Consider the following 14,370-nt stretch of genomic DNA (forward strand, 5'->3'; position numbering starts at 1 on the left):
TTAATTCCTTTTATATCTATTATTATAACTGAATTACATTAAAAGTTATTTACATAGTAAGATTAAATTTTATAAAAATGAAACTAATGAATAAGTATAGAAAATGTTCTATTTTCTATGCTTATTATCTAACTTTTTTTAAAAGTTATCTTTTATATAATTTCTAATTATATAAAAGATAACTTAATTAGAAAGTGAATTTTAATTTCATATACTTTTAAAAATAAATTAAGTTATAATTGTGTTATAATTTAATTTACATTATATATTTTCATCAATTTAACTTTACATAATAAAATTATTGATTTCACATAACAGAAGTTTACACATAGGAGGGAACAGTATGTTTGAAAGACAGGAAATAAATATGAATACGAATGAAGTAAAAGCTTATTTAGGAATTAGTAGCTTCATTTTTAGTACTCTTATGAAACAAGGACAATTAAATCCCATTAATCGAGAGACCTGGCGTTTAGATGGTAGCTTTTTATTTAAGCGAGAAGACATAGAAAAGCTCAAAGAAGATCGTGAAACAGAAGGAATTACCTTATATCAGGCAGCAAAAGATTATAATGTGAGCATGTATCAACTTGAAAAGTGGATAGAAGAAGGAGTGTTGACTTGTACTATACAGAAACATCGTAATCGTGAGACCAAATTTGTAAATGAGGAAGAAATACACGGATTGGTACAGCAATTGGATCAGGCCAATACGCTATATACATTCTCACAAAAATATAATGTAGTATTGTTCCAAAAATTTATGGAAGGTAATAAATTAGCACGCATTATATCCATTCCGAAGCGCGGGGATATTGTGCTTATGGATGAGTTTGGAAACAATATGACACTAGAAGATTCAATTAAAATGGGGTATAAGCCTGCATATATTTTATCCGATAAACCAAGAAGTCATCACCAAAAGTTTGTAAAATTTCGTTTTCCTAAATCAAATCAATTGCGAAGTAACATTTTTCACTTAATTGACTTAGTACTACAGTATGCATCACCAAGAAATATTAAGGTTTCTGAGGAAGATGGTTTTTGGTACTTTGATGTACGTCAATCTATTATTCAATTACCAATGCAAATGCAGGTAGAATGGATTGATTCTTTAACCCCATATATAATAGAAGGAAAATTAACAAGACGTGTTAATAATAGCGTGTATTTAGATAGCAGTAGTGTTACTAAGGCAGTAACGATAACAAGCAGTGAATATCATGCAATCACAAACATTGTAAAAGAAACGAACAGTTCTATTGAAGAATTTATTGCATCCGCTATTCGTGAAAAGATTTATGATTATCAAGCGTCAGACAACTTCTTATCTACCTAAAGAAAAGAGGTTAGATTTCCAATATAATATGAAAACCATAAGCAGTTTTTTAATTAGATAAGTCGATATAAGTTAAGGATACCGAACTCAGGAATTCCTAATAGGGGTCATTTTACATGCCCATCAACTTAAAAACGGAAACAAAATGAACTTCCGTTCAAATAAACTAAAAAACTCTTAAAATACTGTTTATCCTTAAAAATGCGTACACCAAATAAACCTAATTAGGTATCATTTTTAAAAATCATGCAACTTTCTTTAGTTTTGAAAATTCACTATACTCATAGACCACACTAAAACGGCCATCTTATGCTTCTTGCTACAAAAGTAATGACAATATCAGATTTTCGAAATGAAAAATAAGAGAAATTCAGTATACTTGTTATATTGAACTTCTCTTATTTTATTTTTTATTATGGAATAAATTTGTTTAGCTAATTAAAAATTAGAAGAGACGATAGAAAAACTACAAGAAATGACGAGTAAATTTAAAGTATAATAACATCAAGTAAGTAAGATTAGACTTATAATAACAGCTTACTTATTTTTTATTTACGAAAGATAGCGTAGAAGAACTAGGGGAGTCAATGAAGAGATGAAAAAAAAGAAAAAACTATTGGATTTATGGAAAATAATTACATTATTAGTGTGTGCAGTTGTAATTTTTTCTTTACTCGTAACAGACATTTTAATTAGCCATAATGTTGAACGGGCGACAGAAGATAGCCAAGCAGAGAAGGCAAAAACGATTGCACGTATTGTGGCGAATGATTCTATTGTAATTGATGGGTTGACGGGGAAGGTAGATACCTCCTTGATTCAGGTGTATACAAATAAGCTATTAAAGAGTACAGATGTTCAATTTATTGTAGTTATGGATATGAATGGAATACGAAAATCTCATCCAAACCCTCAAAAAATAGGGCATCATTTTGTTGGAGGCGATGAAAGAACTGTATTGAAGGGAAAGGAACGCGTCTCGTTAGCAAAAGGAACTTTAGGGATTTCTATGCGAGTATTCGTACCTATTTTTGCTGACACAGGTGAGCAACTTGGTGCGGTCGCTGTTGGCATTTCAGCTGATAATATAAAAGAGAGAGTGAAAGAAAGTAGACATATTATTTGTATCGGTGTTGGTGTTGGAATATTAGTTGGAATTATAGGAGCGATATTGCTAGCTAGACATATAAAGAAAATTTTATTTGGTCTTGAGCCGCATAGGATAGCGAAAATTTTAGAAGAAAGAAATACGATGCTACAATCTGTAAAAGAAGGTATTATTGCTATAGATAAAGAATCGAAAGTAACTTTAATTAATAAAGAAGCAAAACGAATATTAAAGAAATGTGGACTTACAGAAGATTTTATCGGTAAAGATCTTGAATTGTATACGCCGAATTCACGTATAAAAAAAGTGTTGCAAACAGGAGAGGCACAATTAAACGAAGAACTAAATATTTATGGGATTACGATTGTTACTAATCGGGTTCCTTTATATGTAAAAGGAGAAATAGTTGGCGTGATTGCAACATTTCGTGATAAAACAGAGATTAGAAAATTGGCAGAGGAACTAACCGGTATCAGGCTATATGCGGAAGCATTACGGGCACAGTCCCATGAATTTATGAATAAAATGCATGTTGTATTAGGACTTACACATATGAAACAGTATGAAGAACTTCAAAAATATGTAAGTAGTATGGTATCAGAGCATCAGTATGAAATTGGTGGGGTTATGAAAAAAATTCAAAGCCCAGTATTTGCTGGATTTTTATTAGGTAAACTTAGTTATGCTAGAGAGAAAAATATAAAGTTAATTATAAAAGAAGATTCTTACTTACCAGAAATATATGATGAACGTATCAATCATGAACTGATCACCATTGTCGGAAATTTGATTAATAATGCATTAGACGCAGTGATGAATTGTGAGAAGAAGAAGGTTGAAGTTGGAATACAATATGGGGATACATTAATCATTACAGTACAAGATACAGGGAAAGGCATACAAGAAAATGAAATTGATGCATTATTTATAAAAGGTTATTCCACAAAGGGTGATAATCGGGGGTATGGTTTGCATCTTGTAAAAGAGAGTATACAGCGAATAAATGGGGAAATTCATATTCATTCATTGGTAGGAGAAGGAACAACGATAACAATTGAAATACCTAATAGTAGGGATGAGAGATAAAGATGATTAAAGTTTTAATTGTAGAAGATGATCCGATGGTAGCAATGTTAAATACACATTATTTAGAGCAAGTAGGAGGGTTTGAACTTGTTCATGCAGTTAACTCAGTTAAAGAAGCGATAGAAGTATTAGAGAAATCACGAGTAGATTTAGTATTACTTGATATTTTTATGCGTGAAGAGACCGGGTTTGAGCTTTTAATGCATATTCGGAATCAAGAAAAAGAAATCGATATTATGATGATTTCAGCTGTACAGGATATGGGGAGTATCAAAAAAGCATTACAATATGGCGTAGTAGATTATTTAATTAAACCATTTACATTTGATCGATTTAAAGAGGCATTAACTGTATATCGAGAAAAACTTACTTTTATGAAAGAACAACAAAAAATTAATCAATCGGAATTAGATTCGTTAATTTTACAAAAAGAAAAAAGAGAGTCTACTGTCACTAAAGAGCTTCCGAAAGGATTAACGAAGCAAACGTTGCAACTCATTTGGCAGAAAATCAAGTCGCTTAATGGACAGGCGTTTACAACAGATGAAATGGCGCAATTAGTAGGAGTTTCAAGAGTTTCTATTCGAAAGTATGTAATGTTTTTGACTGAAATCGGAGTATTAGAGAATGAAATGGTGTATCAACATGTGGGAAGACCTGTGAGTAAATTGAGATGTATTGACCAAAATAAAATAGGTTTTTACGTATAAGCGACTTAATATAAGTCGCTTATACTTTTTTTTAATTACAAAAGTAGTTATAAAACTTACAAATACTATTTTTGCTATTGAAAACATTTTAATATTATTGTTCAGATGGATTAAAGGAGGTAGAAATGCAAGCAAGGGTGTCTGGATCATACCGGGTTATGTTGACGAATTGAACCACCCCCACTTTCACTTCGTTTAGAAGAGGGGGATTCCTAAGTAAAGAGTTCTATCGAACTCTAATTTATTAGGCTAGCTCCACAGTCCTTGCGGTTAGAAGCCTTATCGCTTCATTCTTTAGATTGATACTTGCGTTAATATCCCTATCATGGTGTGTACGACAAGAAGGGCAGTCCCATTTACGGAGGTTTAGATTTTTAACGTCTTTGTTTCGATATCCACAACAAGAACATAATTGGCTTGAAGCAAATGTTTTCGATACGACAATGATTTGTTTACCGAACCATTTTGCTTTATATTCCAACATGGTTCGAAACTGTGACCATGATACCTCACTAATTGCTTTTGCTAACTTATGATTTTTTAACATATTCGATACTTGCAAATCCTCTATACCGATAACATCGTGGTTTTTGATGATTTCAGTTGAGATTTTGTCCAAGTAATCTTTTCTAGCGTTTGTCATGTATTCATGAATTCTAGCTACCTTTACTCTCTGTTTATTCCAGCGAGAAGAACCTTTCATTCTTCTAGAAAGAACACGCTGTGCTTTCGCCAACTTCTCTTCTAACGATCGAAAAAACTTCGGATTTTTATAGATTGTTCCATCTGACAAAATGGCGAAATCTTTTAGCCCTACATCCACTCCAATGTAAGAATGTGTTTTCGGAAGTTCTTGCACTTCTGTTTCAACTAATAACGACACAAAGTATTTACCAGAAGGGTTCCGTCTAACTGTAGCATTTAAAATACGGCCATTTACTTCACGGCTTTTGGCAAATCGAACAAGACCTAGTTTTGGTAGTTTAATCTTGTTTCCTACGACGGCAATGTTTTCATTTGTTTGTTTTGTGGTGTAAGATTGTACATTATTCTTCTTAGATTTAAAACGCGGGGCACTGTTTTGTTTTTTGAAAAAGCGTGTATAAGCATCCGCAAGGTTGCGAACAGACGACTGAATAGCGATACTATCCACTTCTTTTAGCCAAACAAACTCTTTCTTCATGGCAGGAAGTTTGGCAGAGCATGTACCATATGTTAAACCTTTTCCTGTTTCTTTGTATACATTATCCCATAGAGATAGGAAATGATTGAATACAAAACGAGAACAACCAATCGTTTTATTGATTAGGATCGCTTGTGCTTTATTTGGATAGATACGAAATTTATATGCTTTATTGATTATCATTCGTTTCACCTCCATTTCGATATGCGTTTATTATACAACAAACATACATTCGATAGGTAGTGAATGAAGTAACACTTTATGTATGTCGAACAATTACGATGGCTTCCTGCCATCCCTTGTCCGAAGCCAATTCATCTCCCACCTACTCACTTCGCGTTCCTTGAGGAAGGAGTCTTCTTGGCTAAAATGATAAAACAAAAATTAAATCGAAAAGATGCTGCAGCATAAATTCTACAAAAGTAGAATATTTAAATTATTAACATAATAAAAATATATCGGTTCACAAGGAGATGTTTAGTTTGTTGAATTATGAAAAAAACGCAGAAGTTTTAAAAGTATTAGCCCACCCAATTCGAATTACAATTTTGAAAGAATTAATTACAAGAGGGGCATGTAATGTAACTCAAATTGTAGATATTCTTGGTATCCCACAGTCTACTGTTTCGCAGCATTTATCGAAGATGAAATCTCAAAAATTAATTATGAGTGATAGAAAAGGATTAGAGATTTACTATAGTGCTCAAAACCAAACTATTAATTCCATTATCGAAATATTATTGGATTTGAAACTATTAATCGTAAGTAAAAATTAGTAATCTTTGCACCAAAATCTCTTAAGTCAAACCAAGGATCCTTGGCAAGCCGATGAGACGTATGTGAAAGTTAAAGGTCAATGGATGTACCTATATCGTGCTGTTGATTCAAAAGGAATTATTATTGATTTTCATGTTTCAAATCCCCGTGTTATAACAGTCGATAAAAATCCTGCTTTTCCTAATTCACTAAGTGCTCAATAAGTTGGATGTCCACGGTTGCGGGTAAATCGTTTGAGAACCGCCTCCGTTTCAGCTGTACCAAGCCGTAAGGATGTAGCATACTTAATCATTTGATCATATTGTTGTTCAAGTGAACTACTCGCCACTTAACAAAGCTTGAAGTGAGAACTTCTCCGTTCCACGATGAAAGCAACCTTTCGTCTCCCTGAGCCGTTACTTCGGGGTGTTCCATCCCTAGATGTCCAACGCTTGGACGCTCTTTTGGTACGATTGATATTTTACGCAGGAACCGAATGGCTTGGTTTTCGCACTCTATTTTCTTCCTGCAACCTCATATATCAAGTTATCAAAGAACTTCATATAGCTAGTTTTTCAAAAGTTTTTGGCAATGCCAAACCGAAATTCATCTCCCACCTACCGTTGGGCTACGCCCTTCACACGCTTGAGGAAGGAGAATTCTTTCGGGGAATTCGATAAATAAGAACTGTTCGTGTTTTAATTAATAATTAAAATTATGTAAAAAAATTTGATTATCCTGTCAACCAAATTGAAACTTAAACGTTATAAATATAGAAGGAGGTAAGAGATGCGAGATGATATTTTTCAAAAACGATTAAAGCAATACTTAGGTTTTATTTTTAATTATTTATTAAAACTCGGAATATCTAAAGAAGATGCAGAAGACATTGTACAAGAAACAGCTTTAAAATATATTCAAAACTTAGAGGGGATTCCCCCTGAAAAAGTGAAAAGTTGGCTGTTTAGAGTAGCTATAAATAGAAGTTATGATATTTTGAGAAGAGAAAAAAGAAAAGATAAGTTTTTAATAGAATTATGTATATTAGAAAATCTTGAATCTGATTTACCCGAGGAGTGTCTTTTAAAGGAAGAGCAAAGTGGTGAAATCAAAAAAACATTAGATTTACTTCCTAAAAGATATAGAGAAGTTTTAATTCTAAAATACGTAGTAGGATTACGTTATGATGATATAGCCCTTTTGTTTGAAGTTACTACTGGAACTGTTAAAACAACGGTATTTCGAGCTAAAGAATACTTTATTGATATATATAGGAGGATACATAATGAACATGAAGAATGATGAAAATCAATCTGAATTTTTTCTAGATGATAAGGAATTTGAAAAAACAATGCGAAAAAGTAGAAGAAAAGCAATTATAAAAAATGTAGTTATTACGGGGAGTGTACTAATTGCATTGTATGGTGGATTGACTTTTGGTAATAATTATTGGCTATCTGAGCGTCTGACAAAGGAAGATGATGTAGAAGGGTCATGGTTATCTATTACTGAACCTAATATTGAGCAAAATGCAACATTTTATAATTGGAATTCTTTTTCCGTTGACGTAACTCACGAATACTCGAAAAAAATAGGAGAGCGTATCATACCTTGGGAATCGTTATCAGGACATTATAATCTTATACGTTCAGAAAAAGAATCTTCTAATTGGATAACTCATTATAATGAAAAAAGAAAAGGTTTTGAAACTTATAACGGTCAGAACGGACAAAGAGAGCTTATTTTTTATCATCCTAAAGTTCAATATAAGCAAGTTCCTAATGATTTAAACTTACTTGATGAAATAGGCGCGAATAAATATGTTGAGTATGCACTATCCTTTGATCGACCTTATTCATTTAGTGAAGTTCAAAAATTGTTAGATAAACAAAATACAGAATGGCTTTGGGTTGAAACAGAACCTGATGAAGAGATACAAAGTATGAATCAGCAGGAACTTACAGGAGAAGAAGAAAGAGAAACTTTTTATCGTGGAAACATATATGGTTATCCGTATAACTCACAAAACGACTGGCAATCTCCTGAATTGTTTATAGATACTTTAAAATCTCCTGATTTTTATGGAGACCATGCTGATAAAGCAAAAAAAGTATTAACAAGATTAAAAAAAGATAATCCTAAATTAGATTCAGAAAAGGTGAAGATTGTTGGAACTGTGGTAACTGGTACTCCTGATGAGTTAAAGAAGTATCAAAATAAAGAATTTATTAGAGCTTCTTCTCTTGGGGCTACAATAGATAAATATTAATTATGTACAAGAAACTTATAACACATGAAATTTGATAGAATATTTAAATAATTTTAACAGTTAGAAAGAGACAAGTAAGGACGGCGATTAATAGTGTTATTTTATATAGGATTGATAGTTGGAAAGTTAGCAGGATATAGTACTAAAAAGTTTGGTTTTAATGGATCTAACATTCCAGGGAAAATTACGAATTACTTATATAAGAATGCATTACAAAAATTAGCGGTACAGGTGGAAACTGTGGTTTTGGTTACTGGTACAAATGGAAAAACAACAACTTGTAATTTAGTTTCTTCCATTTTTAAGTCCAATAAAAGTGAGTATATCAGTAATATAGAAGGATCTAACTTATTAGAGGGAATTACTTCTGCTTTTATAAAAAAAAGTAATATACGAGGGAAAATAAAAGGTGTGAAAATAGCTGTTCTCGAAGTCGATGAATTGACAATGACTGAAGTTTTGAAACAAATACAGCCTCAATTGATTGTTGTAACAAATATCTTTCGAGATCAGCTGGATCGTTACGGAGAAATCAACAAGCTGATTTCAAAAGTACAAACCGCTATTCATTCTAGTGATGCTTACTTACTATTAAATGGTGATGATCCATATAGTAGACATTTTACTAAACAAAAGAATAAAACCATGTATTTTGGTCTAAAGCAAAATGTAGGGGATTTTCATAAAAGTAATATTAGAGATGCCGTCTATTGTTGTTGTGGCCGTCTATTGAAATATATATATACTCACTATGGACACCTTGGAAAATATTATTGTTCATGCTCCATGAGTAGTCCCGTATTAGATGTGGAGGTTACTTCAATTCAATCACAAAACAACTTAACGATTACTATACAAAATCAATCCTATACTTCGAATTTGAAGGGTGAATACAATGCATATAATATGCTATCGGCTATAAAAATTGGAGAGTTTTTAGGTTTTAGTTATGAACAAATTCACAAAGGATTAAGAGAATATCACCCAAGCAATGGACGTATGCAACAGTTTCTCATCGCGAAAAATATATACCATCTAAACTTAGCTAAAAATCCACAGGGGATGAACTGTACAATAGATTATTGCATACAAAATAGAAACATAACACAATATGTTTTTATTTTAAATGACCTGCTTGCTGATGGGAAAGATATCTCTTGGATTTGGGATGTAGATTATGAACTATTAGCCAACTCCAATGTAAACCATATAATTTGTGCAGGAACACGTGCCTATGACCTTGCAGTACGTTTAAAATATGCTGGGATTTCTGTGAATAGGATAAAAGTTATCCCAAATATTTCTGCTGCCATACAGAATAGCATTGCGGAAGGGAATGAAACATCCGTAATTAGTAATTACACAGGGTTAAATACTGCCCGGCAATTTTTAAGCACGAGTGGAACACTGTCCCCTTCATAAATAAAATCGTATATATTGACGTTTAGTTTAATAATTTAACAGAGCGTATATAGATTGTAAATACACAGAATAGAAAGTTGACACTAAAAAAACGATATACATTGGGTACTTACCTTAGAATTTATAATAAGGCCCGATTACGTTTTTAACATCTGGAGGTACTATGAAAAAATTGATTATCTATCATTACTTTCCCAATACTCTTAATTTATATGGCGATCGTGGGAATGTAACCATTCTACAAAAGCAATTAGAATGGAGAGGAATAGAAGCCGATATTCATTATGTGGAACAAGTAAAAGATTATCCTGTATCTCAGGCTGATCTAATCTTTATTGGGGGAGGGAGTGACAGTGAACAACAAATAGTTCAAGAACAATTGCTTTCCATTCGAAAAGAATTGAAAGCAGCAATAGAGGATGGTTTAGCAGCGCTTTGTATTTGTGGAGGATATCAACTGTTAGGGGAGTATTATGAAACTGCAAACAGTGATATCATACAAGGCCTAGGAGTATTACCATTTTATACATCATGTAAGAACACGGACTCAGTGAGTCGATTAGTAGGGAATGTAAGAGTACAATCTGAAAAGTTCGGAAGAATAGTGGGTTTTGAAAACCATAGTGGCCAAACATTCCATTCTTTTGAATATCTCGGTCAAGTTCTACAGGGATATGGGAATAATGCAACAGAAAAAAAGGAAGGCCTTCTGTACAAAAATCTGATAGGTACGTATTTACATGGGCCATTTTTAAGTAATAATGTTCATGTAGCAAACTGGTTAATATTGCAAGCACTAAATAGAAAATATGGACTTACAGAATTAGAGCCGTTAGAATGTACTTTTGAAAAGATAGCATCCGATGCCTCATGGGATAAGAGGTAAAATAAGGTTCAAGTGCAAATATAATCGAATTTGAAAAGAGAGCGACAGATTTCATTAGGAATCCATTGTTATGCAATGAAACCGAAGAGCGTATTGATAAGTTGTATCTGATTTCGAACAGACTTCTCCCCTTGAAGAGTTTGTCCCTTCTTGATCATATGCATAGTGACCCCTAATATGTAAAATTGCATAAAATTACTAGTTCAGATTAGCATATAATGTAATAGAACTGCTCAGATTTTTTTCTTTAATCGTTAGATTCGAACCTAACGTCCTATCACGTTTACAAAATGTGTAAACCTAAAAACTGTGGAAAGGCATCCGGAAGGATGTCTCTTTCTTTGGTTCTGGTGCAAACAACTTTGAAGTATATGAAAATGGTCTATCAAACTTAGGCATACTGATAATACTACTCTATAAAAGGTGTGTGATTAGTATGGAAAAGGAAAATATATTTAAATGGAAGCATTACCAGCCTGAAATTATCCTTCTTACAGTGAGATGGTACTTACGGTATAATCTCAGCTTTCGTAATTTAGTGGGAATGATGGAGGAACGGTGTTTATCCATTTCTCATACAACGGTTATGCGATGGGTTCATCAATATGGACCTCGATTAGAAGAGAAACATATGCCTGAAGAGGCAAGTTAGATATCTCAATAATATAGTGGAGCAAGATCATCGTTTTATTAAGAAACGTGTGCGTTCTATGTTAGGGTTCAAGTCATTTAAAACTGCAATCTCTATATTGAGTGGCGTCAAATCCATGCATATGATAAAAAAGGGACAGGTTGAAGTATCTGGAGAACAAAAAGTTTCTAAATCCTGGTTAAACAGACACAATAAGCAAGTATAATATATTATTAAAGAAAAAGGATCTGATATTCATATCAGATCCTTTTTCACTATGTATAATTATTTTACTGCTGCTTTTAATTCTTTTCCGGCCTTAAAAGCTGGTACTTTTGAAGCAGCAATTTGCATTTCTTCACCAGTCTGTGGGTTACGGCCAGTACGTGCAGCTCTTTCACGAACTTCAAATGTACCAAAACCTAAGATTTGTACTTTCTCTTCATTTGCAAGTGTGCTTGTAATAGCATCTAATACTGCTTGTGTTGCTGCAGCTGCATCTTTTTGTGATAGTTCTGCTGTTACTGCGACTTGTTTCGTTAATTCTGTTTTATTCATGTTCTTGCACCTCTTAATTTACTGTATTGAGGGATATTATATCGTAACTAGCCTTGTATATCAAATGGAAGAGATGTATCTATAGTATTTACTTCATTGACTCTTTCATTTTTTTTACTCCAATTTTATTCATCAACTATTCGGAATGGCTGCATAAGAATGGATTCCATTAGGAATCTATATGCCTCTTTGAAATAAATACAATCTTTGCACCAGAACCTATTTTAGTATAAGGGCCTATTTGCATGTTTACCTTGATTTTATGTACAATAAAGGTAACGATATTGTCTGAGACAGAAAGAGGAAAATGATGTCTAATCCATTGGTAAATTTACGTATTGATTTTGCATTTAAGCAGTTATTTGGAACAAATGGGAATGAAGACATTTTAATCGCCTTTTTAAATGCCATGTTAAAAAATTCTTTAGAATCACCTATTGTTTCCCTACAGTTAGAAGACCCACATTTACATCGAGAACATGAAGAAGATAAATTATCGATTTTAGATATTTCGGCTACATTAGATACAGGAACAAAGGTAAATGTAGAAATACAGCTGAATAACAATCACGATATGATCAAACGAAGCTTGTATTATTGGGGAAGGTTATACACCTCTCAATTACAAAAAGGTATGCCATATAGCTCACTTCATAAAACAATTACCATTAACTTGTTAAACTTTTTGATGTTTCCAGAATATGAAGCGTTTCATACTACAGGAATCCTTTGGAACCAACAACAACAAAAGCTATTAAGTGATGATATAGAAGTTCATATTGTAGAGATTCCAAAGTTAATGCAGCAATGGCGCGAAGAGAAAGTCAATCCGTGGGAAGATTCGTTTGTTCGTTGGTTATTATTATTACCAGCGAATGAAGATGAACATCTCACACAAACATTGGAGGACATTGCCATGAACCAAGATCCGATTTTACAAAAAGCAATGAATAAGTGGGAACGTATGAGTCAAGATTCTTCTTTCCGTCAAGCATATGAAGCAAGAGAAAAGGCCTTAATGGATGAGGCTGCAAAATTTGCTCATGCAGAACAACAAGGAATTAAAAAGGGCATTGAACAAGGCGTTGAGCAAGGTAAGATGCAACTCATTCGAGGTATGCATAAAAATGGTGTGTCTGTCGAAGATATTGCAAAGCTTACAGGATTACCAGAAATAGAAATACAGCGATTCTTGCAGAGCTAGTTTTTAGAGATGCATTTTATCCGATAAAATTATCTTTAATTCTGCCCCAAAAGAAGATTGAGATGTCTCAATCTTCTTTTGGGGTTCTGGTGTAAAAAGATAATAAATTGAAAAAGAATAATGGATTCCTAACGGAATCTGTTACTATACAGCTAATCTAAATAGCTGGTTAATAAAGATATTCTGATTTTTGACAGACTGATTTACGGAATCAGTCTGTCAAAAATCAAAAAGAGTTCATCCACCAAGTGCTTGGACTTATAGCATAAAATACAATTCCGTTAAAAATATATGTGCTATATGCTCTTTTATTTTATCTTTGCACCAGAACCAAAAAACGTTAGGCTTACGCCTACTGAAGGAAAACGATAAAGGTCCTTATATTTTTATATTCAAAAAGAATAAGATTTTACGGGCTTTTTATATGAGTTTATAATTATCTAGTTTACATAATCTTTATTATCGGTAGTTATAAAAACACAAAATATTCCGTTTCAAAATCAAAAGTATTCTTATCTTATTGAGATATAATCAAAAATTTCTAAGATATTTTTTTATCTGCATTACGTTGTCATTTTTATTTATTCGACGATCCTATTTTTTAGGAATTACAAGGTTTATATTATGGTATGAATAAAATAAATGGATATATAGAAAAAAACCTCCCATCTCAAATTGAAAAGTATTCTTAGTTTTTGAGATGGAAGATGAAATGTCACCACGACATATATTCCGTCCCCATCAGTTTAAAAAATAAATATTTTAGTAACTGATGCTTACTGTGGAAATGTTAACGTGTGAAAAAAATGTCGAATTTATCAGAAAATTGTATATTTTTGTTGTTTTATTTTTTTTTTCATGCTAGACTTATAATTACAAAGAAAGAGTATACAAAAACCCTTAGCGATATAATTATCGGAATTTTTAGTTTTATTTGTTGGTTTGCTTTACATCATTGACATGTGTGTATGCATTTTTTCCTCCACTCTTTCTTTGCTGTGCCCTTTAGAAAAAAACAACTTGTCCTTATCCAAGTTGTTTTTTTTCTGTAAAGATTTCATTTATTATTTATGATAGTTGAGGTAGTAATTCAAAAAAGCACCTATCAGGGACATAGTTTTTAAGGTGAGTTTTTGGAAAGCATTTTTATGAAAAATTGGCGAGAATCGTTTAAAAATTAAAATAGCCCCTCTTTTCTGTGTACCTCGACACATTTAA

The 14,370-nt window shown here is 32.6% G+C and carries 12 protein-coding genes and 4 pseudogenes; 12 read left to right on the top strand and 4 right to left on the bottom strand.

The genetic code is table 11. The features are described 5' to 3' along the window. The first annotated feature begins 343 nt into the window (after window positions 1-343). The 3 genes from QCI77_RS30060 to QCI77_RS30070 all read left to right on the top strand — a co-directional run bounded on the left by QCI77_RS30060 (window position 344) and on the right by QCI77_RS30070 (window position 4,243). Entirely contained in the window at window positions 344-1,339 is a 996-nt protein-coding gene (locus QCI77_RS30060; protein ID WP_353826081.1) for a DNA-binding protein, read from the top strand. Window positions 1,340-1,934: 595 nt separating this feature from the next. Beyond that, complete coding sequence (gene dcuS / locus QCI77_RS30065; protein WP_353826082.1) at window positions 1,935-3,533, top strand: DcuS/MalK family sensor histidine kinase; 1,599 nt, start codon at window positions 1,935-1,937, stop codon at window positions 3,531-3,533. Between the two features lie 2 nt (window positions 3,534-3,535). Beyond that, on the top strand, window positions 3,536-4,243 hold the full coding sequence (locus QCI77_RS30070) for a response regulator (RefSeq protein WP_193659116.1): 708 nt from the start codon (window positions 3,536-3,538) through the stop codon (window positions 4,241-4,243). Window positions 4,244-4,487: 244 nt separating this feature from the next. Here the strand turns inward: QCI77_RS30070 and tnpB are convergent, their stop codons facing one another. Continuing rightward, a complete protein-coding gene (tnpB, locus tag QCI77_RS30075; RefSeq protein WP_353826083.1) occupies window positions 4,488-5,609 on the bottom strand; it encodes an IS200/IS605 family element RNA-guided endonuclease TnpB in 1,122 nt (373 codons plus the stop codon). A 78-nt stretch (window positions 5,610-5,687) separates the two neighbouring features. Here tnpB and QCI77_RS30080 point away from each other — a divergent pair, with 78 nt between their 5' ends. The 3 genes and pseudogenes from QCI77_RS30080 to QCI77_RS30090 form a co-directional block, all read left to right on the top strand. Further along, window positions 5,688-5,837 (top strand): hypothetical protein, encoded by a 150-nt coding sequence (locus QCI77_RS30080; RefSeq protein ID WP_353826084.1) that lies wholly within the window; start codon window positions 5,688-5,690, stop codon window positions 5,835-5,837. 71 nt (window positions 5,838-5,908) lie between these two features. After that, window positions 5,909-6,202: an ArsR/SmtB family transcription factor gene (locus QCI77_RS30085; RefSeq protein ID WP_193648927.1), complete on the top strand. Its 294-nt coding sequence runs from the start codon at window positions 5,909-5,911 to the stop codon at window positions 6,200-6,202. 21 nt (window positions 6,203-6,223) lie between these two features. Beyond that, window positions 6,224-6,385 (top strand): annotated as a pseudogene (locus QCI77_RS30090) (DDE-type integrase/transposase/recombinase); the annotation flags it as partial. Between the two features lie 17 nt (window positions 6,386-6,402). Here the strand turns inward: QCI77_RS30090 and QCI77_RS30095 are convergent. Then, window positions 6,403-6,516 (bottom strand): annotated as a pseudogene (locus QCI77_RS30095) (Tn3 family transposase); the annotation flags it as partial. A 455-nt stretch (window positions 6,517-6,971) separates the two neighbouring features. Here QCI77_RS30095 and QCI77_RS30100 point away from each other — a divergent pair. From QCI77_RS30100 to QCI77_RS30115, 4 genes are all read left to right on the top strand, one after another. Beyond that, the gene (locus QCI77_RS30100) at window positions 6,972-7,484 is read left to right on the top strand and encodes an RNA polymerase sigma factor (protein WP_193648929.1); all 513 of its coding nucleotides are present in this window, start codon (window positions 6,972-6,974) and stop codon (window positions 7,482-7,484) included. After that, window positions 7,468-8,451: an anti sigma factor C-terminal domain-containing protein gene (locus QCI77_RS30105; protein ID WP_353826085.1), complete on the top strand. Its 984-nt coding sequence runs from the start codon at window positions 7,468-7,470 to the stop codon at window positions 8,449-8,451. The genes QCI77_RS30100 and QCI77_RS30105 overlap by 17 nt, the downstream gene beginning before the upstream one ends. Before the next feature lie 93 nt (window positions 8,452-8,544). Further along, window positions 8,545-9,873 carry a MurT ligase domain-containing protein gene (locus tag QCI77_RS30110; RefSeq protein ID WP_353826086.1) on the top strand — a complete coding sequence of 443 codons (1,329 nt, stop codon included), beginning with the start codon at window positions 8,545-8,547 and terminating at the stop codon, window positions 9,871-9,873. A 163-nt stretch (window positions 9,874-10,036) separates the two neighbouring features. Continuing rightward, on the top strand, window positions 10,037-10,759 hold the full coding sequence (locus QCI77_RS30115) for a type 1 glutamine amidotransferase (protein WP_353826087.1): 723 nt from the start codon (window positions 10,037-10,039) through the stop codon (window positions 10,757-10,759). A gap of 68 nt (window positions 10,760-10,827) precedes the next feature. On the opposite strand, the pseudogene QCI77_RS31020 reads toward QCI77_RS30115, so the two are convergent. Beyond that, window positions 10,828-10,923 (bottom strand): annotated as a pseudogene (locus tag QCI77_RS31020) (IS6 family transposase); the annotation flags it as partial. Window positions 10,924-11,195: 272 nt separating this feature from the next. Between QCI77_RS31020 and QCI77_RS30120 the strand changes: the two are divergent. Further along, window positions 11,196-11,616 (top strand): annotated as a pseudogene (locus QCI77_RS30120) (DDE-type integrase/transposase/recombinase). A gap of 59 nt (window positions 11,617-11,675) precedes the next feature. On the opposite strand, the gene QCI77_RS30125 reads toward QCI77_RS30120, so the two are convergent. Further along, the gene (locus QCI77_RS30125) at window positions 11,676-11,948 is read right to left on the bottom strand and encodes an HU family DNA-binding protein (protein ID WP_353826088.1); all 273 of its coding nucleotides are present in this window, start codon (window positions 11,946-11,948) and stop codon (window positions 11,676-11,678) included. A 307-nt stretch (window positions 11,949-12,255) separates the two neighbouring features. On the opposite strand from QCI77_RS30125, the gene QCI77_RS30130 reads away from it, so the two are divergent. Then, a complete protein-coding gene (locus QCI77_RS30130; RefSeq protein ID WP_353826089.1) occupies window positions 12,256-13,152 on the top strand; it encodes an Rpn family recombination-promoting nuclease/putative transposase in 897 nt (298 codons plus the stop codon). The last annotated feature ends 1,218 nt before the right edge of the window (window positions 13,153-14,370 follow it).

Source organism: Bacillus cereus group sp. MG9 (assembly GCF_040459995.1).
Taxonomy (GTDB): domain Bacteria; phylum Bacillota; class Bacilli; order Bacillales; family Bacillaceae_G; genus Bacillus_A; species Bacillus_A mycoides.